Genomic DNA, 25,129 nt, shown 5'->3' on the forward strand with positions numbered 1-25,129 from the left:
AAAAGAAAAAACCCCTTCTGAAATTCCCTGTTCCGGCATACGTTTGTACTAACCATCTCATTTTTTAGGAGGAATATATGAAACGGTGGCTACCATTCATTGAACCAGCCGTTTTGTCAATGGCAGGAATGCGGTTGCTGTCAGCGACTCTGGAGATGATCGCTGCGCTTGCCATGCTGCTGTTCAATGATGTTAAAAAAGCGTTGGCCGTCAATGCGCTTCTTGCGGTGATTGGACCGACTATTTTTATCGTCACGATGACGATTGGGCTGCTTTCTTTAGCGGACGAGCTTTCTTATACGAAATTAGGTTTGATTGCTTTAGGAGTCATTCTTATTCTCATTGGCATTTATAAGTAAGTCATAAATTCGTTTTCCATCCCATACATATGAACTAGTCCAGCAGGGAGGGGAATAAAATGCAAGCGATATGGGATATACTTCCGAAAACGATTGCCGCCATACTGCAGCAACAGCCTCCTTCATGGCATGAACAGATGGAAGAAATTCGCATAAGGGTTCTTCGGCCATTAGAAATTATTGTGAAAGGAAAGTCTCAATTTCTCCCATATAAAGTGACTTGCGAAGATGGAATGCATTTGCTTAATAAATTGAGTCAATATTCGATTTATGCAATAGAAGAAGAATTGAAGCGAGGGTTTATTACCGTACAGGGAGGCCATCGTGTTGGGCTAGCAGGAAAAGTCGTAACCGAGGACGGAAGCGTGAAAGCGATTCGTCATGTGACTTCTTTCAATATCCGTATCGCGAAACAGAAAATCGGCATCGCTGAACCGCTTGTGCCGTATGTGTATGACGGGCGCTGGCATAATACGATGATCATCGGTTCACCGCAGACAGGGAAAACGACGCTGCTGCGCGACGCGGCGCGAATGATCAGCACTGGGGTTCGCGCGAAACATATTCCATCACAAAAAGTAGGGATTGTCGATGAACGTTCAGAAATTGCCGGGTGTGTGAAAGGCATTCCGCAATTTGAATTAGGCGACCGCATCGATGTGCTCGATGCATGCCCGAAAGCAGAGGGAATGATGATGATGATCCGCTCGATGAGCCCGGATGTGTTGATCGTTGATGAAATTGGCCGCGCCGAAGATAGCGAAGCAATTTTAGAAGCGGTGAACGCTGGGGTATGCATATGGACGACAGTCCACGGAAGAAGTTGGAAGGATGTGCTGCAGCGCCCGACATTGCGCCCCATCATTGAGCAAGGGGTATTTGAACGGTTTGTTGAACTGACGAACGAGTTCGGTCCGGGCACGGTAAGACGCATTACAGATGCGTATGGAACGGCGTTGTATGAGCGGATGGTGAAAAGCAGATGAAGCTGATCGGCGCAATGTTGATTCTCCTTACGACAACGTGGTTTGGATTTGAAGCGGCGCGAATGCTAAAGGAGCGTCCAAGACAGCTGCGCCAGTTGAAAGCGGCGCTCAAGGTGCTAGAAGCAGAAATTATGTATGCGCACACTCCGCTATCTGAAGCCGCGTTGCATATTAGTAAGCAAATATCGCTGCCGCTTTCCAAACTGTTCGAGCAATTCGCCGCCAAGCTGCAAAAAGGAGAAACGAGCGTTCAACAAGCGTGGGAAGAAAGCCTGCAAACGGTATGGGGTTCGACGGCGCTCAAGCAAGGGGAATTAGAGATTATGAGGCAATTCGGAGATACGCTTGGGCAGTACGACCGCTTGACACAGCAGAAACAAATCACGCTGGCGCTCGTTCATTTGGAGCGGCAAGAGGCTGAGGCACTCGAACGGCAGGCACGCTATGAAAAAATGGCGAAAAGCCTAGGAATTCTTACAGGATTGTTGCTTGTGATTTTACTGATTTGAACAGGAGGCAGAACGAAATGGGCATTGATGTCGATATTATTTTTAAAATTGCTGGCGTTGGAATCGTGGTGGCCTTTTTGCATACGGTGCTTGACCAAATGGGGAAAAAGGAGTATGCCCAATGGGTTACGCTGCTTGGCTTTATTTATATTTTGTTTATGGTCGCCTCGATTGTGAGCGACTTGTTTCAAAAAATTAAAGACGTATTTTTATTTCGCGGTTAGGAGGGATGGGCGATTGAAATTTTACAAATTGTCGGTCTTGGTTTGATTGCGACGTTTTTAGTCGTGCTTCTGAAAGAACATAAGTCGAGTGTTGCCTTTTTGCTAACGGTATTTGTCGGCTGTCTCATTTTCCTGTTTCTTGTCGACAAAATCAGCGCGATTTTAAATATGCTGCAAAAAATGGCGGCTAGCACCAAAATCAATATGGTTTATTTGGAAACGATTTTGAAAATTATTGGCATTGCCTATATTGCAGAATTTGCTGCGCAAATTTCCAAAGACGCCGGTCAAGGAGCGATTGCCTCGAAAATTGAATTGGGGGGGAAAATTATTATTTTGGCGCTGGCGATCCCGATTTTAACAGCGATTATTGAAACGGTCATCGGCTTGATTCCTGCGTCGTGACGGGAGAATGGGGGTGATGAATTGATCCGAAAAATCATAACAGCGGCAAGTTTCTTTTTCTTCTTTTTATTACCGTTTGATGTACAAGCTGCCACTTCTAATGAGCAGTTGGTGCAAAAGCAAATTGAACAGCTGGATGTCAGCGAAATTCGTCAATTTTGGGAAGATATTGTGACGAAATACGGCGGCCTTTTGCCGGAAAGCCAAAAAGGATCACTTATGGATTTTTTAAGGGGCGAAAAGGAATTGTCGTTAAAAGAATGGCTTGTCGCGTTGATGAAATTTCTCTTTTACGAATTGCAAGTAAACGGAAAATTGCTAGGAACGTTAATTGTATTAACGGTGTTTAGCATGGTGCTGCAATCATTGCAAAACGCGTTTGCGCAACAAACTGTCAGCAAAGTCGCCTATGCCGTTGTTTACATGGTGTTGCTGATTATTGCGTTAAACAGTTTTCGCCTCGCAATGGACTATGCGCTCGACGCTGTAAGGACGATGAGCCATTTTATGATCGCGATGATTCCTCTGTTGTTGGCGCTGCTCGCGTCTTCCGGAGGAGTGATATCGGCGGCGTTTTTTCATCCGATTATTCTATTTCTGATGAATATGACAGGAACGATTGTTGAATATGTAACGTTGCCGCTTTTGTTTTTGGCCGCACTTTTAAGCATTGTCAGCACGCTCACGGATCATTATAAAGTCACACAGCTAGCGGGGCTGCTGACGAAAGTCGGCATCGGGATACTCGGAGTCATTTTGACGGTTTTTCTTGGAGTCATGTCGGTAAAAGGAACGACATCGGCGATTGCCGACGGGATTGCGCTGCGGACGGCGAAGTTTGTGACGGGAAACTTCATTCCTGTTGTCGGCAAAATGTTTACCGATGCGGCTGATACCGTCGTGGCTGCCTCGATGTTATTGAAAAATACGGTCGGCATAGTCGGAGTTGCCATTTTATTGATGATCGCCGTGTTCCCAGCGCTGAAAATTTTTGCCATTGCGTTGGTGTACAAAATTTCCGCAGCGATCATGCAGCCCTTAGGGGGAGGGCCAGTCATTTCTTGCCTCAGCATTATGAGCAAAAGCATTGCCTATGTATTTGCGGCGCTGGCCATCGTCTCGCTGATGTTTTTCCTCAGTTTGACTATTATTATTACGGCCGGAAATATTACAATGATGGTTCGATAGGGGGAAAACGATGCAATTTGTAACGGAATGGATCACCAATATTCTTATTTTTATTTTATTTGCGACCATCATTGATTTTCTGCTTCCCTCTAGCAACATGCAGAAGTACGTAAAAATGGTAGTGGGACTCATTTTGCTGTTGCTCATGCTATCACCAATTTTGCAGCTTATGTCCATCCATCCTGACCGTCTCGTCGCCTCTGCCATATCCAGTCTATCGGAAAAGGGGAATGAACAAGGAATGATAAAAAATGAAATGGAAATGAAGAAAAAAGAAATACAAGCCTCACAACGTGCATATATTTTAGAACAAATGGCTGTCCAGATGAAAAAACAGGTAGATGGGGAGTTGATGAAGGAATATGGATTAAGCGTGGAAGACGTCTCTCTGCAAGTAAAAGAAAAAGAGGATTTACAAATTCCGAGGGACATTGAAACGATTGAAGTAGTGCTTTCCAAACAGGAGACGCCGGAAAGGATTCAGCCTGTGGTAATTGACACATCAAGGCCGGTCCATTCACCAGATAGCAATCTTCAACTAGAAAAAGAACTACGCACTTTTTTAGCAGGCAAATGGGAAGTCGATGAAAATAAAATTGCGGTGGTAGTCAAAGGGAGGGAATGGGGGGATGCGCGAGCTCATTAAACGTTTTTTCTCATCGCCAAAAAAAGAAGCAGACGAACAGAAGAAAACGCCTTTTTCGTATATCGTCTTGCTGTTATTAGTAGGGATTGGGCTTATGGTGATGAGCCATTTTTCGAAGGAAGAGGAAGTGGCATCCGTTCATAAAGAAACAGCCGCGCCATCAACGCAGCAAGCAGAACCTGCTTTTGGAATCAAACAAGAGGCAAAATCGAAAGCGATCGCCGCTTATGAAGAACGCTATGAAAAAGAGCTAAAAACAGCGCTCGAAGCGATTGAGGGAGTAGAAGATGTCACCGTTGTCGTCAATCTCGATACAACAGAAACGAAAATATTAGAGAAAAACCGCGTTTCTCAGCAACAAACGACCGAAGAAACGGACCGTGAAGGAGGAAAACGGAAGATTGAAAACAACTCTACGAATGACGAAGTTGTCATTGTCCGTGATGGCGATAACGAAACACCGATCGTCTTGACAACGAAAAAGCCGGAAATTCGCGGAGTGTTAGTAGTCGCGAAAGGTGCGGATAACTTACAAATAAAGAAATGGATTGTCGAGGCAGTGACGCGCGTGTTAAACGTTCCAAGCTACCGCGTTGCCGTATTGCCGAAAAAATAATAGGATTTGGGGGAGGATGGTTATGATGTTAAAAAGACAGACGGTTTGGCTATTAACGATGTTAAGTTTAGTTGTTGTTTTGTCGGTGTATTATGTAACAGCGCCAAAAGATATGAATGACAATATCGCTTTTACGAGCCAGGAAGATGCAACGAAACAAAAAGAAAGCAATAAAGATCAAGCCGATGTGGCGGTAGAAGAAATGGAAACGGCAGATGGAAAAGTCACTTCCAGCACTTCCAGTGATGATATGTTTACTGCGCTCCGCATGCAAATTGAGGATGAGCGCAGCCGTCTGCGCGACCAATTAAATGCTATTGTTGCTTCCGCCAATGCCACCGCACAACAAAAAAGCGAAGCGATGGATAAAATTGAAAAGCTTCAGGCGTTAGCGGAAAAAGAGGCAACGTTAGAAACATTAATCAAATCGAAAGGCGGCTATGAGGATGTATTGGTGCGCGCGGAAGATGACCAAGTGCGAGTAACGATTAAAGCAAAAGAACATTCCAAGAAATCGGCCAACGAAGTGATCCATATGGTAAAAAGTGAAATTCCGGAAGCCAATGACGTAGCGGTTGAATTTCAGCCGGCTGGATAATGAAAAGCTGCTCTTATCAAGGGCAGCTTCTTTTTTATGATAAAAAACCTTTTTATTGTGTGATTATTATGTGTATAATCATTATAAGTAGATTTTATAACTAGCAGACAAAAAACTTAACACTTTGTATCGTAGAAAGGTGTGAGGAAAATGAAAATCCAAGAAATCCGCGAATTGATCCGTTTAATTGATCAATCAAGCATTGACGAATTTGTTTATGAACAAGATGGAACGAAAGTACATATGAAAAAAGCCGCGGCAGAAGCACCAGTCCAGGCAGTGGTTGCGGCACCGCCGGCAGAGCCGATAGCGAAGCCGGAAGCAGAAGAAGCAAAACCACAGGTGCAGGCGCCAGTGCAAGCGGCTAATGTGCAAGTGGAAACAATACCACAAGAAGCGCCGAAGCCAAAGACGGAAAATACAGAAAACTTACATAAAATCACTTCGCCGATGGTCGGTACGTTTTACGCTGCGCCGTCCCCAGATGCACCTCCATACGTCAAAGTGGGAGATAAAGTGCAAAAAGATACGGTCGTCTGCATTATTGAAGCGATGAAGCTATTTAATGAAATTGAGGCAGAGGTAAACGGGGAGATTGTCGAAGTGCTTGTCCAAAATGGACAGCTTGTTGAGTATGGACAACCTCTATTTTTGGTAAAGCCTGAATAAGGGAGAGAACGAGCGATGATCAAAAAAGTATTAATTGCCAACCGCGGGGAAATCGCCGTTCGCATTATTCGCGCCTGCAAAGAGCTGGGAATTGAAACGGTGGCTGTTTTCTCTGAAGCAGACCGCGAGGCGCTGCACGTCCAGCTCGCCGATGAAGCGTACTGCATCGGACCGACCGCTTCCAAGGACAGCTATTTAAATTTCACCAACATCATGAGCGTCGCTACATTAACAGGATGTGATGCGATTCATCCGGGATACGGGTTTTTGGCAGAAAACGCGGCGTTTGCCGAACTTTGCCGTGAATGCAATATCACGTTTATCGGTCCGAGTCCGGAAGCGATTACAAAAATGGGGATTAAAGATATTGCCCGCGAGACGATGCGGGAAGCAGGAGTGCCGGTCGTTCCTGGATCAAAGGGAGTTATTGAAAATATCGACGAAGCGCTTGCCATTGCCAATGAGATTGGCTATCCGGTCATTATTAAAGCGACGGCAGGCGGCGGCGGCAAAGGCATTCGCGTAGCCAGAAATGAGCAAGAACTCATTAAAGGTATTAACATTACACAGCAGGAAGCGGCTACCGCATTTGGCAATCCAGGCGTATATATTGAAAAATATATTGAAGACTTCCGCCATGTGGAAATTCAAGTGCTGGCTGACTCCTACGGAAATGTGATTCATCTTGGCGAGCGGGATTGCTCGATTCAACGCCGCCTGCAAAAGCTGGTCGAAGAGGCGCCGTCGCCGGCGCTTGATGAAGAAACTCGCAAGCAGATGGGGGAAGCGGCGGTACAGGCGGCTCGCGCGGTGAACTACACCGGCGCCGGCACGGTAGAATTTATTTTTGACCATAATGCGAAAAAATTTTACTTTATGGAAATGAACACACGCATTCAAGTAGAACACCCAGTGACGGAATTAATTACGGGGGTGGATTTAGTAAAAGAACAAATCCGCATCGCCTCCGGCGAAAAACTGTCGCTGACCCAAGAGGAAGTCACCTTTAACGGCTGGGCGATCGAATGCCGGATTAATGCGGAAAATCCAGCGAAAAACTTTATGCCATCACCGGGAAAAATAGAAATGTATTTGCCGCCGGGAGGTCTGGGAGTACGGGTCGATTCCGCTGCGTACCCTGGCTATACGATCCCGCCTTATTACGACTCGATGATCGCGAAACTGATTGTGCACGCCCCTACGCGTGAGGAAGCGATTGCCCGTATGAAACGGGCGTTAAGCGAGTTTATTATCGATGGCATTCATACAACGATTCCGTTTCACATAAAATTATTTGAACACGAAAAATTTGTGAGTGGCGAGTTTAATACAAAGTTTTTGGAGTTATATGATATTATGAAGTCATGACGGGAGGTGGTATCATGTCAGAACATATTTTTGAGATGGAGCAAGATCATGGCACATTAGGAAAAGTGGAAATCGCCCCGGAAGTGATTGAAGTGATCGCGGGAATCGCCGCCAGCGAGGTGGAAGGAATCGCGCAAATGCGAGGCAACTTTGCCGCTGGTGTTGTCGAGCGGTTTGGCAAGAAAAATCATGGCAAAGGCGTCAAAGTCGATTTACGGGATGACGGCGTGGCCATTGATATTTACTGTCTTGTTCAATTTGGCGCATCGATTCCGAATGTAGCAAAAAAAGTGCAGGAAAACGTCCGCCAAGCATTGTTTAACATGACAGGGCTGGAAACGAGCGAAATCAACGTTCATATTGTCGGTATTCAGTTTGAAACGGCAAAGCAGGAACAGGAAGTGGAGCAGGGATAAATCGAAAAAGGGCGCATTCGCTTGAGGCGATCGTGCCCTTTTGTTTTTGTATTTTTGCTGAAAGTTTGTTATTGTAATGAACGAGCCTTTTTGCAAAGAGGCCTCGAAGCATAAGGAGACGAATGGATGTTCCAAAATAAATAAAAAATCAAGGCTAATGATTTGTGCGTAGGGGAGTGCCTTTTATCCGAAAAATATGGTATGATTCTGATATAAATGTTCGTGTTTGGAAAGGAGGAGCAAAATGAAGAGGCATGAAGCTCGGGAAAAAGCGCTGCAGGCATTATTTCAAGTCGATGTAGGCCACATCCCTCCGGAGGAGGCGCTGCAAAACGTGACAGGAGGAAAAGAAGCGGATCCGTTTTTGCAGCAGCTTGTGTATGGCGTGGTGGAACATCAGCAAGAAATTGACGAATTGCTGCGCGCCAACCTGGAAAAATGGACGTTAGAGCGGGTAGCGAATGTCGACCGCTCGATTTTGCGCATGGCCACTTATGAAATGAAATATGTCGATGATGTTCCTGTCAAAGTGAGCCTAGATGAGGCTGTTGAATTAGCCAAAAAATTTGGCGATACGAAATCAGGGAGTTTTGTCAACGGTGTGCTTTCGAAAGTAAAAGATGCATTGCATATTCAAGAATAGAAAGGAGAAAGGTTGCCCATGACAGCACAAATCATTAGCGGCGCCGAGCTGGCAAAGGAAATAAGAGGACAATTGGCAAAAGAAGTAGAGGTGCTAAAGCAAAAAGGAATCGAGCCGGGGCTTGCGGTCATTCTTGTCGGCGATGATCCCGCTTCCCATTCTTACGTAAAAGGAAAGCAAAAAGCGTGTGCGGAAGTCGGCATTCGTTCAACACTGTTGACGTTTCCGGCGACGATTACGGAACAGTTTTTATTAGAAAAAATTCAAGAATTGAACACCGATCCATCCGTGCACGGCATTTTAGTGCAGCTTCCGCTTCCTAGCCATATTAACGAGCTAAAAGTGATTGAAACAATCTCTCCAGAAAAAGATGTGGATGGGTTTCATCCTATTAACGTCGGCAGAATGATGGTCGGACAAAAAGCGTTTCTCCCTTGTACGCCATATGGTATTTTAGTAATGGTGAAATCGATCGGCGTGGATATTGCAGGGAAACACGTGGTTGTTGTCGGCCGTAGCAACATTGTCGGTAAGCCGGTTGGACAGCTGTTTTTGCGCGAGCATGCGACGGTGACGTATTGCCATTCGAAAACAAACAATTTAGCTGCCATTACGCGTCAGGCCGATATTTTAATCGTTGCTGTCGGCAAAGCACGGTTGATTGGCGCCGATTATGTCAAACCAGGGGCGGTGGTCATTGATGTCGGTGTAAACCGGCTGGAAAATGGAAAGCTGTGCGGAGATGTCAATTTCGATGAAGTAAAGGAAGTAGCAAGTTACATTACACCGGTTCCAAAAGGGGTCGGGCCGATGACGATTACGATGCTGCTTCATAATACGATTGAAGCGGCAAAGGAGCTTATGCACCGGTAAAGTTCATTCTATAAGAGAGGGTTAAAGCGGTGGCAGAGATAAAATATGTAACCGTCGGAGCGCTGACGAAATACATTAAACGCAAGTTTGATGTGGATCCGCATTTGCGCGATTTGTGGATTAAAGGGGAAATTTCCAATTTTAAATATCATTCTCGCGGCCATATGTATTTTACGCTGAAAGATGAACAAGCCCGCATTCAGGCGGTCATGTTTGCCGGATATAATCAATATTTGCATTTTCGTCCGGAAGATGGCATGAAAGTGCTCGTTCGCGGCGAGATTTCCGTTTACGAGCCGAGCGGAAACTATCAAATTTACGTAAAAGAAATGCAGCCGGAAGGAATCGGAAATTTATATTTGGCGTATGAACAGCTAAAAAAGCGGCTTGAGGCGGAAGGATTGTTTTCGCCGCAGCATAAAAAGCCGCTTCCCGCCTTCCCACGCTATATCGGAGTCGCCACTTCGCCGACCGGAGCGGCGATCCGCGATATTATCACAACGATTCGGCGCCGTTATCCGATTGCCACGATCATTTTATTTCCGACGCTCGTTCAAGGGGAACATGCGGCAGAATCAATCGTCCGTTCCATCGAAAAAGCGAATGAACTTGGCTATATTGATGTTCTGATTGTCGGTCGCGGAGGCGGCTCGATTGAAGAATTATGGGCGTTTAATGAGGAAATCGTCGCCCGCGCCATTTTTGCCTCCGAAGTGCCGATTATTTCTGCGGTTGGCCATGAGACTGACTTTACGATCGCTGATTTTGTTGCCGACTTGCGCGCACCAACCCCAACGGGTGCGGCGGAATTGGCCGTACCGCATATAACCGAGCTGATTGAACGTATTTCCCAGAGAAGAGTTCGGCTTATACGTGCCATGAAAGAAAAAATAGCGATGGAATCAGAACGGCTGTCACGTGTGCAAAAGTCCTACGCCTTTCGATACCCGGAAAAACTGTATGAACAAAAAGAACAGCAGCTAGACGCTTTGCTGGAACGATTGCAGCGTCATACCGAGCGGATGTTCGATAAACAGCGCGAACGGCTTGAACAGCTGCGCTTGACTTTGTTGCGCTACCATCCGGCTGAACAGCTTTCGAGAATGAAAGAAAAACAGCAAGCATTGGCGAAAACACTGGAGAAAGAGATGCGTACGATTATGCATCAACACGAGCTTCGTTTTGCATCGCTTGTTTCCCATTTGCATGCGCTTAGTCCGCTGAAAATTATGGAGCGAGGGTATAGCTTAGTTTATAATGAAAAAAAGGAACTTGTAAAAAGCATTCGCCAGCTTCAGATCGGAGATATGATTCAAGTACGCTTGCAAGATGGACAAATTGACTGCCACGTATGGGGAATGGAGGAGAAGCAGCTACATGAGTGAGGAAAAAGAACTGACGTTTGAAGAAGCAATACAAAAGTTAGAAGAGATCGTCGAAAAATTAGAAGAAGGAAACGTGCCGCTGGAACAGGCGATTTCTTTTTTTCAAGAAGGAATGAGACTTTCCAAGCTTTGTCACGATAAACTGCAGCATGTCGAAAAGCAGATGGAATATATTTTGCGAGAGGATGGACAGCTCGCTCCTTTCTCGATGCAGGAGGAGGAATAACGCTTGAACCGGATGGCAGTAGAACAATTTTTGCAGCAGCAAAAACAGCGTTTGGAAGCAACGCTGCCGCGCTATATTGCAAGGCTGCAAGCGCCTGATACGCTGAAACAGGCGATGGCGTACTCGCTGGAAGCAGGCGGGAAGCGGATTCGGCCGCTGCTTCTGTTTGCCACTTTGCATTCGTTTGAAAAAGATCCGGATATTGGCCTTCCCGTCGCCTGTGCGATTGAGATGCTCCATACATACTCATTAATTCATGATGACTTGCCGAGCATGGATGACGACGATTTGCGACGCGGCAAACCGACAAACCATAAAGTGTTTGGCGAGGCGATGGCGATTTTGGCTGGAGACGGATTGCTGACATACGCGTTTCAGGTTATCGCAGAGATGAAGGATGACCGCATCGCACCGGAAGTCCAAATTCGTTTAATCGAAGAGCTGGCGAAAGCGGCGGGGCCGGAAGGAATGGTCGCGGGACAAGTTGCTGATATCGAAGGAGAAGGTCGGGAACTGTCGCTTGCACAGCTCGAATATATCCATCGCCATAAAACCGGAAAAATGCTGCAATACAGTGTATTGGCAGGCGCATTGCTTGCTGGGGCTAGCGAAAGACAGCAACGTGATTTATATGAATTTGCCTCCCATCTTGGCCTTGCTTTTCAAATTCGCGATGATATTCTCGATATTGAAGGTTCGGAAGATAAGATTGGCAAACGGGTCGGCAGCGATGTGGAAAAGAAAAAAGTGACATATCCGTCGTTATTGACGATGGAGGGAGCGAAAGGGAAGTTAGCTTTGCACATTGCCGAGGCAAAGCGCTGTTTGCAAAAAGCAGGAGTGAAGGATGACGTATTGCAATATATTTGTGATTTAGTTGCTACACGCGACCATTAACGCAGTGTTCATTGCTGATTGCAAACTAATATGTTATAGTGAAATAATGAGAGTTTTTCCTTGTATGCCGTTATCACATTCGTGTTAGCGGCTCTTTTTCTCTTACTAACAAAAATCGATTTTTTATGTCCAATCATGTATAATAATAACTAACTTCTGTATTATAGCAACGTGGTTAGAGGGAAGGATAAAAACGAAAGCGAGTGATCTCGTTTGGATGTTACAAAAATCGAAAATCCGCGCTTTTTAAAAAATATGTCGACAAAGCAACTCATTGAGCTAAGCGCTGATATTCGCAAATTTTTAATTGAAAAGCTGTCGAAAACAGGCGGGCATATCGGCCCAAACCTAGGCGTCGTCGAGCTGACGATTGCGCTTCATAAAGAGTTTGACAGTCCAACGGACAAGCTAATTTGGGACGTCGGCCATCAGGCATATGTTCATAAAATTTTAACGGGACGTGCCGCCGAATTTGATACATTGCGGCAGTACAAGGGGCTGTCCGGATTTCCAAAACGAAGCGAAAGCGAACACGACGTATGGGAAACGGGTCATAGTTCCACATCGCTATCCGCAGCGATGGGAATGGCCATTGCCCGCGATTTGAAGGGAACGGATGAATATATCGTTCCGATTATCGGCGATGGGGCGCTGACGGGCGGCATGGCGCTTGAGGCGCTCAATCATATCGGGCATGAGAAAAAAGATATTATTGTCGTTTTAAACGATAATGAGATGTCGATCGCTCCGAATGTTGGCGCGCTTCACAATGTGCTTGGGCGTCTGCGGACAGCAGGGAAATATCAATGGGTCAAAGATGAATTAGAGTTGTTATTAAAACGAATTCCGGCTGTCGGCGGCAAATTGGCGGCAACGGCGGAGCGCATTAAAGACAGCCTGAAATATTTGCTTGTTTCCGGTGTTTTTTTTGAGGAATTAGGATTTACGTATCTTGGCCCTGTTGACGGCCATAATTTCGATGATTTGCTCGGAAATTTGCGTTACGCCAAAAAGACAAAAGGCCCGGTGCTTCTCCATGTGATTACGAAAAAAGGAAAAGGGTATAGTCCGGCGGAAAATGATAAAGTAGGAACTTGGCACGGCACCGGCCCGTATAAAATCGAAACTGGCGATTTTCTAAAACCGGTGGAGACGGCCCCGTCGTGGAGCGAACTTGTCAGCGAAACGGTGCGGAAGCTGGCGCGCACCGATAAGCGAATTGTCGCGATTACACCGGCGATGCCGGTCGGCTCGAAATTAGAAGGGTTTGCAAGCGAATTCCCGGATCGGATGTTTGATGTCGGAATTGCCGAACAGCATGCGACAACGCTCGCGGCAGGTCTGGCGACGCAAGGAATGAAGCCGTTTTTGGCGATTTATTCGACATTTTTGCAGCGGGCGTATGACCAAGTTGTTCATGATGTGTGCCGGCAAAACTTAAACGTCTTTTTTGCGATTGACCGTGCCGGGCTTGTCGGTGCGGACGGGGAAACGCATCAAGGAGTGTTTGATATCGCCTTTTTGCGACACATTCCGAACCTTGTCATTATGATGCCAAAAGACGAAAACGAAGGCCAGCACATGGTATATACGGCCATCCAATATGACGACGGGCCGATCGCACTTCGCTTTCCGCGCGGCAATGGGCTTGGCGTGAAATTGGATGAGGAACTCAAGGAAATTCCGATCGGCACATGGGAAGTATTGCGTGAAGGCAGCGATCTGGCGATTTTAACGTTCGGTACGACGATTTCCATGGCGCTTGAGGCAGCGGAGAAGTTGGCGAAAGAAAATGTTTCTGTAAAGGTCGTCAATGCCCGCTTCATTAAGCCAATGGATGAAAAAATGCTGCACGATTTGCTGGAAAGCAATGTACCGATTTTAACAATTGAAGAAGCGGTACTACAGGGCGGATTTGGCAGCGCTGTTTTGGAGTTTGCCCATGATCATGGCTACCATCAAGCAGTGATTAATCGCATGGGCATTCCTGATCGTTTTATTGAACATGGCAGCGTCAAAGAGCTGCTCAATGAAATCGGCTTAACCACTTCTCATATTATTGATCGAGTCAAAACGATCATACCAAAAAAGCAAAAAAGGGCATGAGAGATGAAAGCGAAAAAAGAACGTCTAGATGTGCTATTGGTAGAACGTGGCTTAATGGAAACACGGGAAAAAGCAAAACGTGCGATTATGGCTGGACTTGTTTATTCGAATGAAGTCCGCTTAGACAAGCCCGGAGAAAAGGTGCCCGTAGACATCCCGCTAACGGTGAAAGGAAACGCTATTCCGTATGTCAGCCGCGGCGGCTTAAAATTGGAAAAAGCGCTGCGTACGTTTGACGTCAGCGTCAAAGATAAAATTGTTTTAGATATTGGGGCATCTACCGGTGGGTTTACCGATTGCGCCTTGCAACACGGCGCGAAACTATCTTACGCGCTTGATGTCGGCTATAATCAATTGGCGTGGAAACTGCGCCAAGACGAGCGCGTCGTCGTGATGGAGCGGACCAATTTCCGCTACGTTACGCCGGATTATTTTACGAAAGGGCTTCCACAATTTGCGACGATCGATGTTTCCTTTATTTCTTTGAAATTAATATTGCCGGTATTAAAAACGGTACTGGTACCCGGCAGCGACGTCATCGCGCTGGTAAAGCCTCAGTTTGAAGCGGGGCGGGAAAAAGTCGGCAAAAAGGGGATCGTTCGCGATCCGGCCGTGCACGAGGAAGTGTTGGAGTCGATCATAGCGTTTGCCCTTCGTGAAGGATTTGATGTCATGAATATATCTTATTCTCCGATTACCGGCGGCGATGGCAATATTGAATTTTTGCTCCACCTTCGCTTTCCGGGAAATCATGAAGAAGGAGAGAATCATTTGGTAGAGACGGTCGCTGAAGTGGTAAAAGAAGCCCATGTACAGCTAAAAAACAGTTCTGCTTAAGAAAAGGGAATAACGGTTGTTGTTATTCCCGTTTTTACCGTGACATTATTTTGGTGAGGTGGCGGATTTGAACAAAGGACAAAGGCACATTAAAATTCGCGAAATTATTATGACTCACGACATCGAAACGCAAGATGAATTAGTCGATATGCTGAAGAAAGCAGGGTTTAACGTAACGCAGGCGACGGTATCAAGGGATATCAAAGAAATGCAGCTTGTCAAGGTGCCGATGGCCAACGGGCGCTATAAATACAGCCTGCCTTCTGATCAGCGCTTCAATCCGGTGCAAAAACTCAAACGCGTTTTAGTAGATGTGTTTGTCAAATTGGATGGGGCCGGAAACTTGCTTGTTTTAAAAACGTTGCCGGGGAATGCGCATGCCATCGGTGTTTTATTGGATAATTTGGATTGGGACGAAATCGTCGGCACGATTTGCGGCGATGATACATGCCTCATTATTTGCCGCACGGAAAAAGATGCAAAAAAGGTGTCAAAACAGTTGATGGAAATGCTTTAAATAGAGGTGGTGATTCCCTTTGCTTGCGGAATTATCCATAAAAAATTTCGCCATTATCGAATCGCTGTCGATTTCGTTTGAGAAAGGGCTAACAGTATTAACAGGGGAAACGGGAGCAGGAAAATCGATTATTATTGATGCCATTTATTTGCTGATTGGCGGCCGCGGTTCCGCAGAATTTGTCCGTTATGGAGAAGAAAAGGCGGAAATAGAGGGACTTTTTTTATTAAACGATGAAACTCATCCGTGTTATGGCAAATGCGCCGAAGTCGGCATCGATATTAGCGAGGGAATGGTCGTGCTACGCCGCGAAATTTTCGCGACCGGAAAAAGCGTATGCCGCGTGAACGGAAAATTAGTAACGACAGCGGTATTGCGGGAGATTGGTTCGACGCTCGTTGATATTCACGGGCAGCATGAACATCAAGAATTGATGGATCCGGCCCGGCATCTTCCGCTACTGGATGAATTCGGAGGAGCGGAAATTGCAGAAGCGCTTGCCGAATACCGCTCGGTTTATGAGAAATATGAACAATTGCGGAAGAAGCTGAAAAAATTAAATGAAAATGAACAGCAAATGGCCCATCGCCTTGATTTGTTGACGTTCCAGCTTAATGAAATTCAGCAGGCGAATTTGCAGCCAAATGAAGACGAACAATTGATGGAGGAAAAAGTAAAAATCGTTAATTTCCAAAAAATTTACGAAGCCTTGAAACATAGCTATGAAGCGCTGTCTGGCGAGCAGCGCGGCCTCGATTGGATAGGGCTGGCGATGAGCCATTTAGACGATGTTGCTTCCATTGATCCGGAGCTAAAGGAAGCGTATGAAACAATCGCCAATAGCTATTATTTATTAGAAGACATCACGTATAAATTGCGCGATCAACTTGAACAATTAGAATATGATCCATACCGTCTCGACCTCATCGAAAGCCGCCTAGGCGAGATTAATCAATTAAAACGAAAATACGGCTCGACGATTGAAGAAATTTTGCAATACGCGGAAAAAATTAGCGAAGAAATTGATACGATTCGAAACCGGGAAATCCATGTTGATGAGTTGCAGAAGGAACTAAAATCGGTGACGGAAGATTTATTAATTGAAGCAAAAAACGTAACCAATGTCCGCAAAAAATATGCAAAAATGTTAATCGACCGTATCCATCAGGAACTAAAAGATCTATATATGGAAAAAACGCAGTTTGACATTGTATTTGCCAAGCGAGAAGGGCCGCTCGATGCGCCGCTTTTGGACGGGGTGCCCATCAAGTTCCATGAAGACGGCGTGGATGTGGTCGAATTTTATATTTCCACCAATGTCGGCGAACCACTTAAACCGCTTGCCAAAATTGCTTCCGGCGGTGAGCTGTCGCGCATCATGCTGGCGCTAAAAAGCATTTTCTCGAAACACCAGGGGGTTACATCGATCATTTTTGATGAAGTGGATACAGGCGTCAGCGGCCGTGTGGCTCAAGCGATTGCTGAAAAGATTTACCGCATTTCCATCGATTCGCAAGTGCTCTGCATTTCCCACTTGCCGCAAGTAGCAGCAATGGCAGATACGCATCTGTTTATCGCAAAAGAAACGGATGGAACCCGAACGAAAACGCTTGTGAAAGCATTGACAGAGGAAGAAAAAGTAAAAGAAATAGGGCGGATGATTTCCGGTGTGGAAATTACGGAGCTGACAAAAAAACATGCAAAAGAACTGCTTGAGCTAGCAACAAAAATCAAACAATGAAGGGCTATCCATTATGGGTAGCTTTTTTTATAGCCCCATCGATTATATTTCCACTGTTTAAGGCAAAATTAAAACTGTAGCCGCCTTTTAAAAGGTGTAGGTGGGAGCGAGGAGAGTGAACAAGATTGAATACAGAAACCATCCGAAAAATCGTTGGAGTGTTTCTCCTTATTTTATTAATGATTATTGGCATGTCTAAACCGATGAAAGAATATTTACAAATTCCAAAACAAATCGTTCTGTTTGAAGGAGAAGCGGTACGATTTCCTACCGCAGCACTTCCAGTTCAGGCAACGGTAAAAAACGCTCCCAAATCAATAGAAGTTCAGCGACAGACTCATTCGCTTTCTATAAAGGCAAAACAAAGTGGAGAAAAGAAAATGGTATTAGAAGTTGCCGGAGTGCCGATCAAACAAGTGGATGTAAAAGTACTGCCGACGTTAAAGGTCATTCCTGGCGGTCAATCGATTGGCGTTAAGTTAAATACGGTAGGGGTTCTGGTTGTCGGCTACCATCTCGTCGAAACCGAAAACGGCAAAAAATCGCCGGGAGAAATAGCCGGAATTAAAGTAGGAGATATAATTACAGGTATTAATGGCAAAAAAATTGAAAAGATGAGCGATCTCTCCCCTTTCATTGAGGAAGCAGGAAAAACAGGAAAACCGCTTCATCTCCAAGTTCTGCGTGACCAACACTCCTTTACGACTAAATTGATTCCGCTCAAGGATAAACATGATCACGCTTATCGTATTGGTCTATATATCCGCGATTCCGCAGCGGGAATTGGCACGATGACCTTTTATGATCCTATTTCGAAAAAATACGGAGCACTCGGCCATGTCATTTCTGACATGGATACGAAAAAGCCGATTGTCGTGCAAAATGGGCAAATTATGAAATCAACGGTTACGTCGATTGAAAAAGGAAGCAGCGGCAATCCTGGGGAGAAATTAGCACGATTTTCTGAGAGTGAAGAAGTCATTGGAAATATTACAGAAAACAGCCCGTTCGGTATTTTTGGGACGCTGACGAAACCAGTGGAAAACGGAATTTTTACCAAACCGATCCCCATTGCTTTAGCGAACCAAGTAAAAGAAGGCCCAGCGAAAATATTGACGGTGGTGGAAGACAACAAAGTCGAGCAATTTGATATTGAAATTGTCAGCACCATTCCGCAAAAGTTTCCGGCCACTAAAGGTTTGGTCATCCGCGTTACCGACCCGCGGCTATTGAAAAAGACGGGTGGAATCGTTCAAGGAATGAGCGGAAGCCCGATCATTCAAGACGGGAAATTAGTTGGCGCTGTTACACACGTATTTGTGAATGACCCAACTTCAGGATATGGCGTTCATATTGAATGGATGCTGAACGAAGCGGGAATTGATATATATGGCAAGCAGAACAAAAAGGCAAGCTGATCGATTCAGCTTGCCTTTTTCCAATTCAGTAAAAAATTTTATAAAAAACGTCAATAAATTCATTTTTTTTGCATAGATATTTGGTGAAACATTATATAAAATGAATGTATAAAGATTTTTCGACAAAAATGTAAGGATTTCCATTTACAATTGTCAAATTCACTCAATTTTTGTTATAATTTTGTGATCATTTGTTTTTTGATATTTTGTAAAAAATAAAAGGATTTTGTTATCCTATTGTCGAATGTACCTAAATGGAATTTTTCTACACAGCATGAAAAATAGGGAGTGGGGAGGAAGATATTCTTGAAAATCAAAGTATGTATCGCCGACGATAATCGCGAATTAGTTAGCCTGCTCGAGGAATATATTTCCGGCCAAAGCGATATGGAAGTAATCGGCACGGCTTATAATGGCCAAGATTGCTTATATATGCTCGAAGAAAAGCAACCGGATATTTTGCTGTTAGATATTATTATGCCACATTTAGACGGGTTGGCGGTGTTGGAAAAAATCCGCACGAAGCTGAAGCAGCAGCCGAACGTCATTATGCTAACGGCATTTGGCCAGGAGGATGTAACAAAAAAAGCAGTTGAACTTGGCGCTTCTTACTTTATTTTAAAACCGTTTGATATGGAAAATTTGGTGCATCATATCCGACAAATTCATGGAAAAACAACGCCGCTCATGAAAAAGACAGCTCCATCTTACCAGGCGCGCGACAACAAGCCGAAAAACTTGGATGCCAGCATTACGAGCATCATCCATGAAATCGGCGTTCCCGCTCATATTAAAGGGTATTTATATTTACGCGAAGCAATTGCCATGGTGTATCATGATATTGAATTGCTCGGCTCGATTACAAAAGTGCTCTATCCGGATATCGCGAAAAAATACAACACCACTGCTAGCCGTGTCGAACGGGCGATCCGCCATGCGATTGAAGTTGCCTGGAGCCGCGGCAATCTTGAATCCATTTCTTCCTTATTCGGCTACACTGTAAGCATGTCAAAAGCAAAACCGACGAACTCGGAATTTATCGCGATGGTGGCGGATAAGTTAAGATTGGAACATAAGGCTTCTTAAAGGCGCTAATTATCAAAGGTTTTATGGCTTCGAGTGATCAATATCGGAATGAAGCCATAAATATTTATACGTACGCATACGAAAGGAAAACACCTCTTATTGCCGGCAAAACAACGGTAAGTAGGAGGTGTTTTGATTTTGTCCGATTTTGATATGGAATTAGACAGATGGTGGTGAGACAACTGGCGGATTTGTTAAGTTTATCATTGCCGTAAAATAAAAAAACATCTCTCGCAGAAGCAAACGAGAGATGTTTTTATACGTCGTCTGATGCGAAATTCAACGCTTTGTAAAAATAATTTATCGATTTATATTTTTTAACCTTCGGAAGCATGCTATAATATGATATGTGTGTGTCAACACCACAGTTTACGTCAATCGCACGTCACAAGATGAGCGATTGGCAAATTTCATGGGATTTTTAGGAAAAGTAATCCACCCTCCGTCCGCCAAACACAGGGTGGGTTACTTTTTTATTTTATCGATCAGCAACACGACCAACGTTACCAACGAGATCATAAACATTGCTGTCGGCATGTCCATCGGATTTCCCCTCCTTATTGGAGGCTCAATCGCCCACCCTGCTCGCACGATTGACCCTAAGTTAATATTACCCCAAATTAGGTAAAAAAGCGACTATTTCCCATTATTTTCCCGATGAACCACAAAAAAATGGTGTTAATGTGCGGTGAGCCTTCCGCATCTCTTGACTTAGCCGCTTTGCGAATCCCTCTTGTTTGAATACGTTACTGACGTGATATGATGAGTAGTAGTCAAATTTTTTTGTCTGGCGGGAAAAGAACAAAAAAGAGTAAAACCCCCGTGAGGAATGATTGGTTTGCCTAGTGAGTGTCGAACTCGGGGTTAAGATGGGGACATAAGGCTTCCTAATAAAAAAGGCAGTCCACATCGGACTGCCTTTTTATGATTGCTCGTTTTGCTTTTTTTCTAGTTCGAGCAATTTTTGCACTAAAATATGCTGCGGCATGTGCATAATTTGCTCGATCGGCATTCCTAACGCTTTGGCCAGCTTTTGCGCTGTTTCCAAAGAAATTTTCAGCGGCTGCATCGTATCACCTCGCTTGCCTATAAAAAGTATAGCAACTTTTTGTTTTATTGCATATATTTTTATGATCACTTTTGCATCGGGAACGGAAAGGAGTAACAAACAGATGACGAAAATTTTCGCGCACCGCGGTTCCGCCGGCACGCATCCGGAAAATACGATGATTGCTTTTTATGAAGCAGAGAGGGTAGGAGCAGACGGCATTGAATTAGATGTGCAACTGACAAAAGACGGACAAATTGTCGTCATTCATGATGAAACGATCGATCGCACGACCGATGGAACAGGATGGGTCAAAGACTTTACGTACCATGAACTGCAGCAGTTTAATGCAGCATATAAATTTGCTGATCAATATGGCGTCTGCCGCATTCCGTTGTTAGAGGAAGTGCTTGCCTGGATTTGTTCGAAACCCCTCCTATTGAATATCGAATTAAAAAACAGCCTGATTGCTTACGAAAAGTTGGAACAAAAAGTGATTGACATGATCCGTCACTACCATCTTGAGGATAGGACCGTTCTCTCGTCCTTTAACCATAACAGCATGGCGTTGTGCCACCGCCTTGCTCCCGCGATCGAAACGGCTTTGTTGTATATCGAGCCGTTATATGAACCGTGGCACTATGTCCGCGTTATGCAGGCAAAGGGGTTGCACCCTTATCATCGCACGGTGACAGAGGCGTTTATCCGCCAAGCCCGCCATCACCAAATTGCTGTTCGTCCTTTTACCATTAACGGAGAATCTTTAATGAAAAAAATGTTCCAATACAAAGTCGATGCCATTTTTACCGATTATCCGCGCCAGGCAAGGGAAGTATTAAAAAAAACGCCTTAAACAAAAATGTTTAAGGTGTTTTTTTCTTGTTTTGAAACCGCGGCTGCACTTTATTGCGCTTGCGGTCGCGATGTAAAATAAATCCACCGATAAATGCCAGACCGCCTGCGAACAAAAGGAAACCTGCTAAAAACTGCAGGGAAAGAAATGGAAATGGTGAATGCAAAACACCGAATAAGGTGTCGCGCATCCATTTAATTCCAAGCGCTGCCAATAAGCCGGGAATCACTAAAATAAGAAGAGCGATCATTCGTACCATCGTCATCGTGATCCTTTCGCAAAAAGGTAGTTTCATGAACCATCTTAACTGTTCCTCTGCGTTTGTCAAGCAAGGAAAAAACCGTTATGATAAAAATGCCTGCAAAAAATTGCATATGCCAAAGCGTGGTGAAGAACGATGAAAAAAGTATTAATTGTTGGCGCTGGAACTGGGGGAACGGCGCTGCTAAAACTGCTGCATAAAACGGCGGTGTTTCAAGTAACAGCCGTAGTAGATATCGATGAGATGGCTCCAGGAATCAAACTGGCACGAGAGATGGATATCGCTGTCGGCACGGATTGGCGTGTTTTTATTAATAAAGAAATTGATCTCGTGATTGAAGCAACAGGGAAGCAGGAAGTATTGGATGACATTCGCAGGGAGTGCGCTCCTAACATCACTGTCGTACCAGGAGCCGTTGCCCATATGATGGCAGAACTGGTGAAAGAAAAGGAAATGTTGATTGCAAAGTTGAAAAGCGAAACGACGAGACGCGGCTTAATTTTTAACGCTTCGCATGATGGCATGATTGTCGTGGATGAATATGCTTACATTACCGATATTAATAACAGCGCTGCCGAAATGATTGAAGTGGACAAGGAAAAAGTAATCGGGAAACACATTTTAGAAGTTCTGCCGACAAGCGGGCTGCCGCGGGTATTAAAAACGAAACAGACGGAATTTCACCAAGAAGTAAAGCTAGCCAACGGGAAAAAAGTTATCACGACAAGAATTCCGATGATCGATGAGACCGGGAAACTGTTCGGCGCTCTGGCGATTTTTAAAGATATTACCGAATTGGTGAAACTGGCCGAGGAAATTACCGATTTAAAAGAAATGCGCATGATGCTCGAAGCGATTATTCATTCATCAGAAGAAGCGATTTCCGTTGTCGATGAGCATGGAAACGGCATTTTAATTAACCCGGCGTATACGCGCATTACCGGCCTGTCAGAAGAAGAGGTAATCGGCAAGCCGGCGACAGCCGATATCGCCGAAGGGGAAAGCATGCATATGCAAGTGCTAAAAACGCGACGGCCTGTCCGCGGGGTGCGCATGAAGGTCGGCCCGAAAAACCGCGATGTGGTCGTGAATGTGGCGCCGATTATTGTCGACGGAGTGCTGAAAGGCAGCGTCGGGGTGATTCATGACGTATCCGAGATCCAGCGGCTGACAGCGGAGCTCAATCGGGCAAGGCAAATTATCCGCACGCTTGAAGCGAAATATTCGTTTGCCGATATTATCGGCACGTCGGAGGAAATAAAGGTAGCAATTGAACAAGCGAAAGTGGCCGCAAAAACGCCGGCGACGATATTGCTGCGCGGTGAATCCGGCACGGGAAAAGAATTGTTCGCCCATGCGATTCATAATGCAAGTGATAGAAAATACAACAAATTTATCCGTGTCAATTGTGCGGCCATTTCTGAAACACTGTTGGAGAGCGAGCTATTTGGTTATGAAGAAGGAGCATTTTCCGGGGCAAAACGCGGCGGCAAACGCGGTTTATTTGAAGAGGCAAACAACGGCAGCATTTTCCTTGATGAAATCGGCGAGCTTTCCGCGAATACACAGGCGAAATTGCTTCGCGTTCTGCAAGAAGGGGAAATCGTCCGTGTTGGCGGCACAAAGCCAATACCGATTAATGTCCGCGTCATTGCCGCCACGAATGTCAACTTAGAGAAAGCGATTGCTGAAGGGACATTCCGCGAAGATTTATATTACCGCTTAAACCGCATGCCGATTTACATTCCGCCACTGCGGGCAAGGAAGGAAGATATCCCGGCGTTGTGCCAGCATTTAATTCAGAAGCTGAACCAAGATTACGGGCGCAACGTCGAAGGAGTCACACCGGCTGCTCTTGATCGCTTGCTCGCTTACGATTGGCCGGGGAATGTGCGTGAATTGGAAAACGTATTAGGCCGGGCGATGATTTTTATGAAGTTTAATGAAGTGATGATCGATGTTCATCATATTCCGCCCCTTGATATTTCGCGGGCCGATTCCCCTTTCCGCAAAAATGAAAAGGAGCTGGAAATTCGTCCGCTTGAAGAGATGGTAGAGCAATACGAAGCGGGCATTATCGAGCAAGCGCTGCGAAAATACAACAACAATAAAACGGCGACAGCGCGGGCGCTTGGCATTTCTATTCGTAATTTATATTACAAGCTGGAGAAATATGGCATTGACAAAAATAGCACGCAATAATTTGCACGGTATGCAAATTATTGCGTATAACCAGCAAAATAAAATCCGAAAAATAAAGCGCTTTCAAATTTTTGTGTTGGCACGATTTTTGCATGTTAATAAAATGCCACCGCAAATTTTAATGAAGAGGTTGGTGCATAAGATGAAGCTGCAATCGTTGATCGATCATGCAACCAAATATGCCGATATGACGGTAGCTGTCGCGGCAGCGGAAGATGAAGAAGTGATTGATGCCGTGACGATGGCGCTCGATCGCCATTTCGGAAAGTTTGTGTTGTATGGAGACCATGAACAAATTGTGCAACTGTTAAGGCGAAAAGGCTATGCGAATTCCGAACATATTGAAGTCGTCCATGCCAATTCTGCTGTGCAAGCCGCTGAGCTGGCGGTAAAAGCTGTTCACTTCAATGAGGCAAATGTCCTGATGAAAGGGAACATCCCAACCGCTGCGTTGTTAAAAGCAGTGTTAAACAAGGAGTACGGCTTGCGGACGGGAAAGGTGCTTTCCCATGTGGCTGTATTTGAAGTTCCCGGCTATGACCGTTTCATCATGGTGACGGATGCGGCGATGAACATTTCGCCGGATTTGGAACAAAAAGCGCAGATTGTGGCAAATGCCGTTGCTGTAGCCCGGTCGATTGGCATTGACATGCCGAAAGTGGCGCCGCTGGCGGCGGTGGAAGTAGTCAACCCGGCGATGCCGGCTACTGTTGATGCGGCAGCGCTAACCATGATGCAAAAACGCGGACAAATAAAAGATTGCATCATTGATGGACCGCTTGCCCTCGATAATGCTGTTTCGGCTATAGCGGCGGAACATAAGCGCATTGACAGTGAAGTGGCAGGCAGGGCGGATATTTTGCTCGTTCCTGACATTGAAGCGGGAAACATGCTATATAAATCGCTTGTTTATTTTGCCAATGCCAAAGTCGGGGCCGTCATCGCTGGAGCGAAGGCGCCGATTGTCCTTACATCACGCGCCGATTCGGCGGAAAGCAAACTGTATTCGTTAGCACTCGCGGTTTGTTCCGCGTCCAAATAAACCATTAGG

General features: G+C 45.3%; 28 protein-coding genes. 26 read left to right on the forward strand and 2 right to left on the reverse strand.

The features are described 5' to 3' along the window. Positions 1–77 precede the first annotated feature (77 nt). The 23 genes from HT574_RS13625 (at position 78) to spo0A (ending at position 19,713) form a co-directional block, all read left to right on the forward strand. Positions 78–359: a YqhV family protein gene (locus tag HT574_RS13625; RefSeq protein WP_017435200.1), complete on the forward strand. Its 282-nt coding sequence runs from the start codon at positions 78–80 to the stop codon at positions 357–359. A gap of 59 nt (positions 360–418) precedes the next feature. Beyond that, entirely contained in the window at positions 419–1,345 is a 927-nt protein-coding gene (gene spoIIIAA / locus HT574_RS13630; RefSeq protein ID WP_175245025.1) for a stage III sporulation protein AA, read from the forward strand. Continuing rightward, on the forward strand, positions 1,342–1,854 hold the full coding sequence (gene spoIIIAB / locus HT574_RS13635) for a stage III sporulation protein SpoIIIAB (RefSeq protein WP_175245026.1): 513 nt from the start codon (positions 1,342–1,344) through the stop codon (positions 1,852–1,854). The genes spoIIIAA and spoIIIAB overlap by 4 nt, the downstream gene beginning before the upstream one ends. 17 nt (positions 1,855–1,871) lie before the next feature. Further along, complete coding sequence (spoIIIAC, locus tag HT574_RS13640; RefSeq protein ID WP_017435203.1) at positions 1,872–2,078, forward strand: stage III sporulation protein AC; 207 nt, start codon at positions 1,872–1,874, stop codon at positions 2,076–2,078. 18 nt (positions 2,079–2,096) lie between these two features. Further along, positions 2,097–2,483 carry a stage III sporulation protein AD gene (gene spoIIIAD, locus HT574_RS13645; protein ID WP_026078462.1) on the forward strand — a complete coding sequence of 129 codons (387 nt, stop codon included), beginning with the start codon at positions 2,097–2,099 and terminating at the stop codon, positions 2,481–2,483. 21 nt (positions 2,484–2,504) lie between these two features. Next, the gene (spoIIIAE, locus tag HT574_RS13650) at positions 2,505–3,671 is read left to right on the forward strand and encodes a stage III sporulation protein AE (protein WP_175245027.1); all 1,167 of its coding nucleotides are present in this window, start codon (positions 2,505–2,507) and stop codon (positions 3,669–3,671) included. Positions 3,672–3,681: 10 nt separating this feature from the next. Then, the gene (gene spoIIIAF / locus HT574_RS13655) at positions 3,682–4,317 is read left to right on the forward strand and encodes a stage III sporulation protein AF (protein ID WP_017435206.1); all 636 of its coding nucleotides are present in this window, start codon (positions 3,682–3,684) and stop codon (positions 4,315–4,317) included. Further along, positions 4,301–4,933 (forward strand): stage III sporulation protein AG, encoded by a 633-nt coding sequence (spoIIIAG, locus tag HT574_RS13660; protein ID WP_175245028.1) that lies wholly within the window; start codon positions 4,301–4,303, stop codon positions 4,931–4,933. The genes spoIIIAF and spoIIIAG overlap by 17 nt, the downstream gene beginning before the upstream one ends. Before the next feature lie 25 nt (positions 4,934–4,958). Further along, positions 4,959–5,531: a SpoIIIAH-like family protein gene (locus HT574_RS13665; protein ID WP_175245173.1), complete on the forward strand. Its 573-nt coding sequence runs from the start codon at positions 4,959–4,961 to the stop codon at positions 5,529–5,531. 150 nt (positions 5,532–5,681) lie between these two features. Next, the gene (gene accB / locus HT574_RS13670) at positions 5,682–6,200 is read left to right on the forward strand and encodes an acetyl-CoA carboxylase biotin carboxyl carrier protein (RefSeq protein WP_175245029.1); all 519 of its coding nucleotides are present in this window, start codon (positions 5,682–5,684) and stop codon (positions 6,198–6,200) included. A gap of 15 nt (positions 6,201–6,215) precedes the next feature. Beyond that, complete coding sequence (gene accC, locus HT574_RS13675; RefSeq protein ID WP_042408522.1) at positions 6,216–7,568, forward strand: acetyl-CoA carboxylase biotin carboxylase subunit; 1,353 nt, start codon at positions 6,216–6,218, stop codon at positions 7,566–7,568. 14 nt (positions 7,569–7,582) lie between these two features. Continuing rightward, the gene (locus HT574_RS13680) at positions 7,583–7,984 is read left to right on the forward strand and encodes an Asp23/Gls24 family envelope stress response protein (protein WP_166910179.1); all 402 of its coding nucleotides are present in this window, start codon (positions 7,583–7,585) and stop codon (positions 7,982–7,984) included. 244 nt (positions 7,985–8,228) lie between these two features. Beyond that, a complete protein-coding gene (gene nusB / locus HT574_RS13685) occupies positions 8,229–8,627 on the forward strand; it encodes a transcription antitermination factor NusB (protein WP_175245030.1) in 399 nt (132 codons plus the stop codon). Positions 8,628–8,645: 18 nt separating this feature from the next. After that, entirely contained in the window at positions 8,646–9,500 is an 855-nt protein-coding gene (folD, locus tag HT574_RS13690; protein WP_175245031.1) for a bifunctional methylenetetrahydrofolate dehydrogenase/methenyltetrahydrofolate cyclohydrolase FolD, read from the forward strand. A 29-nt stretch (positions 9,501–9,529) separates the two neighbouring features. Beyond that, complete coding sequence (xseA, locus tag HT574_RS13695; RefSeq protein ID WP_175245032.1) at positions 9,530–10,885, forward strand: exodeoxyribonuclease VII large subunit; 1,356 nt, start codon at positions 9,530–9,532, stop codon at positions 10,883–10,885. Then, a complete protein-coding gene (locus HT574_RS13700) occupies positions 10,878–11,111 on the forward strand; it encodes an exodeoxyribonuclease VII small subunit (RefSeq protein WP_017435215.1) in 234 nt (77 codons plus the stop codon). The genes xseA and HT574_RS13700 overlap by 8 nt, the downstream gene beginning before the upstream one ends. Before the next feature lie 12 nt (positions 11,112–11,123). Next, positions 11,124–12,008, forward strand: a complete 885-nt coding sequence (locus tag HT574_RS13705) for a polyprenyl synthetase family protein (protein WP_174407481.1) — start codon at positions 11,124–11,126, stop codon at positions 12,006–12,008. Positions 12,009–12,221: 213 nt separating this feature from the next. After that, positions 12,222–14,114: a 1-deoxy-D-xylulose-5-phosphate synthase gene (gene dxs, locus HT574_RS13710; RefSeq protein ID WP_175245033.1), complete on the forward strand. Its 1,893-nt coding sequence runs from the start codon at positions 12,222–12,224 to the stop codon at positions 14,112–14,114. A 3-nt stretch (positions 14,115–14,117) separates the two neighbouring features. Further along, positions 14,118–14,951: a TlyA family RNA methyltransferase gene (locus HT574_RS13715; protein ID WP_017435218.1), complete on the forward strand. Its 834-nt coding sequence runs from the start codon at positions 14,118–14,120 to the stop codon at positions 14,949–14,951. Positions 14,952–15,018: 67 nt separating this feature from the next. Beyond that, positions 15,019–15,468, forward strand: a complete 450-nt coding sequence (gene ahrC, locus HT574_RS13720) for a transcriptional regulator AhrC/ArgR (protein ID WP_175245034.1) — start codon at positions 15,019–15,021, stop codon at positions 15,466–15,468. A gap of 19 nt (positions 15,469–15,487) precedes the next feature. Beyond that, positions 15,488–17,209 carry a DNA repair protein RecN gene (recN, locus tag HT574_RS13725; RefSeq protein WP_175245035.1) on the forward strand — a complete coding sequence of 574 codons (1,722 nt, stop codon included), beginning with the start codon at positions 15,488–15,490 and terminating at the stop codon, positions 17,207–17,209. A gap of 125 nt (positions 17,210–17,334) precedes the next feature. Next, on the forward strand, positions 17,335–18,627 hold the full coding sequence (gene spoIVB / locus HT574_RS13730; RefSeq protein ID WP_175245036.1) for a SpoIVB peptidase: 1,293 nt from the start codon (positions 17,335–17,337) through the stop codon (positions 18,625–18,627). Positions 18,628–18,933: 306 nt separating this feature from the next. Further along, the gene (spo0A, locus tag HT574_RS13735) at positions 18,934–19,713 is read left to right on the forward strand and encodes a sporulation transcription factor Spo0A (RefSeq protein WP_175245037.1); all 780 of its coding nucleotides are present in this window, start codon (positions 18,934–18,936) and stop codon (positions 19,711–19,713) included. A 922-nt stretch (positions 19,714–20,635) separates the two neighbouring features. Here spo0A and HT574_RS13740 read toward each other — a convergent pair. Further along, on the reverse strand, positions 20,636–20,782 hold the full coding sequence (locus HT574_RS13740) for a YycC family protein (protein WP_017435223.1): 147 nt from the start codon (positions 20,780–20,782) through the stop codon (positions 20,636–20,638). A gap of 103 nt (positions 20,783–20,885) precedes the next feature. Here HT574_RS13740 and HT574_RS13745 point away from each other — a divergent pair, with 103 nt between their 5' ends. Continuing rightward, positions 20,886–21,614 carry a glycerophosphodiester phosphodiesterase gene (locus HT574_RS13745; protein ID WP_175245038.1) on the forward strand — a complete coding sequence of 243 codons (729 nt, stop codon included), beginning with the start codon at positions 20,886–20,888 and terminating at the stop codon, positions 21,612–21,614. Between the two features lie 10 nt (positions 21,615–21,624). Here HT574_RS13745 and HT574_RS13750 read toward each other — a convergent pair whose 3' ends face one another. Further along, positions 21,625–21,873, reverse strand: coding sequence for a DUF2627 domain-containing protein (locus HT574_RS13750; protein WP_175245174.1), 249 nt, complete (start codon positions 21,871–21,873; stop codon positions 21,625–21,627). Between the two features lie 138 nt (positions 21,874–22,011). Between HT574_RS13750 and HT574_RS13755 the strand changes: the two genes are divergently transcribed. Beyond that, the gene (locus tag HT574_RS13755; protein WP_175245039.1) at positions 22,012–24,078 is read left to right on the forward strand and encodes a sigma-54 interaction domain-containing protein; all 2,067 of its coding nucleotides are present in this window, start codon (positions 22,012–22,014) and stop codon (positions 24,076–24,078) included. Further along, positions 24,056–25,120 carry a phosphate butyryltransferase gene (gene yqiS, locus HT574_RS13760; protein WP_256411003.1) on the forward strand — a complete coding sequence of 355 codons (1,065 nt, stop codon included), beginning with the start codon at positions 24,056–24,058 and terminating at the stop codon, positions 25,118–25,120. The genes HT574_RS13755 and yqiS overlap by 23 nt, the downstream gene beginning before the upstream one ends. Positions 25,121–25,129: the final 9 nt, after the last annotated feature.

It is taken from the genome of Parageobacillus sp. VR-IP (assembly GCF_013357975.1).
Lineage (GTDB): Bacteria > Bacillota > Bacilli > Bacillales > Anoxybacillaceae > Saccharococcus > Saccharococcus caldoxylosilyticus.

Coding starts and splice junctions, on each gene's coding strand:
- HT574_RS13625 (WP_017435200.1), top strand. CDS start 78: ATGAAACGGTGGCTACCATTCATTGAACCAGCCGTTTTGTCAATGGCA.
- spoIIIAA (WP_175245025.1), top strand. CDS start 419: ATGCAAGCGATATGGGATATACTTCCGAAAACGATTGCCGCCATACTG.
- spoIIIAB (WP_175245026.1), top strand. CDS start 1,342: ATGAAGCTGATCGGCGCAATGTTGATTCTCCTTACGACAACGTGGTTT.
- spoIIIAC (WP_017435203.1), top strand. CDS start 1,872: ATGGGCATTGATGTCGATATTATTTTTAAAATTGCTGGCGTTGGAATC.
- spoIIIAF (WP_017435206.1), top strand. CDS start 3,682: ATGCAATTTGTAACGGAATGGATCACCAATATTCTTATTTTTATTTTA.
- spoIIIAG (WP_175245028.1), top strand. CDS start 4,301: ATGCGCGAGCTCATTAAACGTTTTTTCTCATCGCCAAAAAAAGAAGCA.
- HT574_RS13665 (WP_175245173.1), top strand. CDS start 4,959: ATGTTAAAAAGACAGACGGTTTGGCTATTAACGATGTTAAGTTTAGTT.
- accB (WP_175245029.1), top strand. CDS start 5,682: ATGAAAATCCAAGAAATCCGCGAATTGATCCGTTTAATTGATCAATCA.
- accC (WP_042408522.1), top strand. CDS start 6,216: ATGATCAAAAAAGTATTAATTGCCAACCGCGGGGAAATCGCCGTTCGC.
- HT574_RS13680 (WP_166910179.1), top strand. CDS start 7,583: ATGTCAGAACATATTTTTGAGATGGAGCAAGATCATGGCACATTAGGA.
- nusB (WP_175245030.1), top strand. CDS start 8,229: ATGAAGAGGCATGAAGCTCGGGAAAAAGCGCTGCAGGCATTATTTCAA.
- folD (WP_175245031.1), top strand. CDS start 8,646: ATGACAGCACAAATCATTAGCGGCGCCGAGCTGGCAAAGGAAATAAGA.
- HT574_RS13700 (WP_017435215.1), top strand. CDS start 10,878: ATGAGTGAGGAAAAAGAACTGACGTTTGAAGAAGCAATACAAAAGTTA.
- HT574_RS13705 (WP_174407481.1), top strand. CDS start 11,124: ATGGCAGTAGAACAATTTTTGCAGCAGCAAAAACAGCGTTTGGAAGCA.
- HT574_RS13715 (WP_017435218.1), top strand. CDS start 14,118: ATGAAAGCGAAAAAAGAACGTCTAGATGTGCTATTGGTAGAACGTGGC.
- HT574_RS13740 (WP_017435223.1), bottom strand. CDS start 20,782: ATGCAGCCGCTGAAAATTTCTTTGGAAACAGCGCAAAAGCTGGCCAAA.
- HT574_RS13745 (WP_175245038.1), top strand. CDS start 20,886: ATGACGAAAATTTTCGCGCACCGCGGTTCCGCCGGCACGCATCCGGAA.
- HT574_RS13750 (WP_175245174.1), bottom strand. CDS start 21,873: ATGGTACGAATGATCGCTCTTCTTATTTTAGTGATTCCCGGCTTATTG.
- HT574_RS13755 (WP_175245039.1), top strand. CDS start 22,012: ATGAAAAAAGTATTAATTGTTGGCGCTGGAACTGGGGGAACGGCGCTG.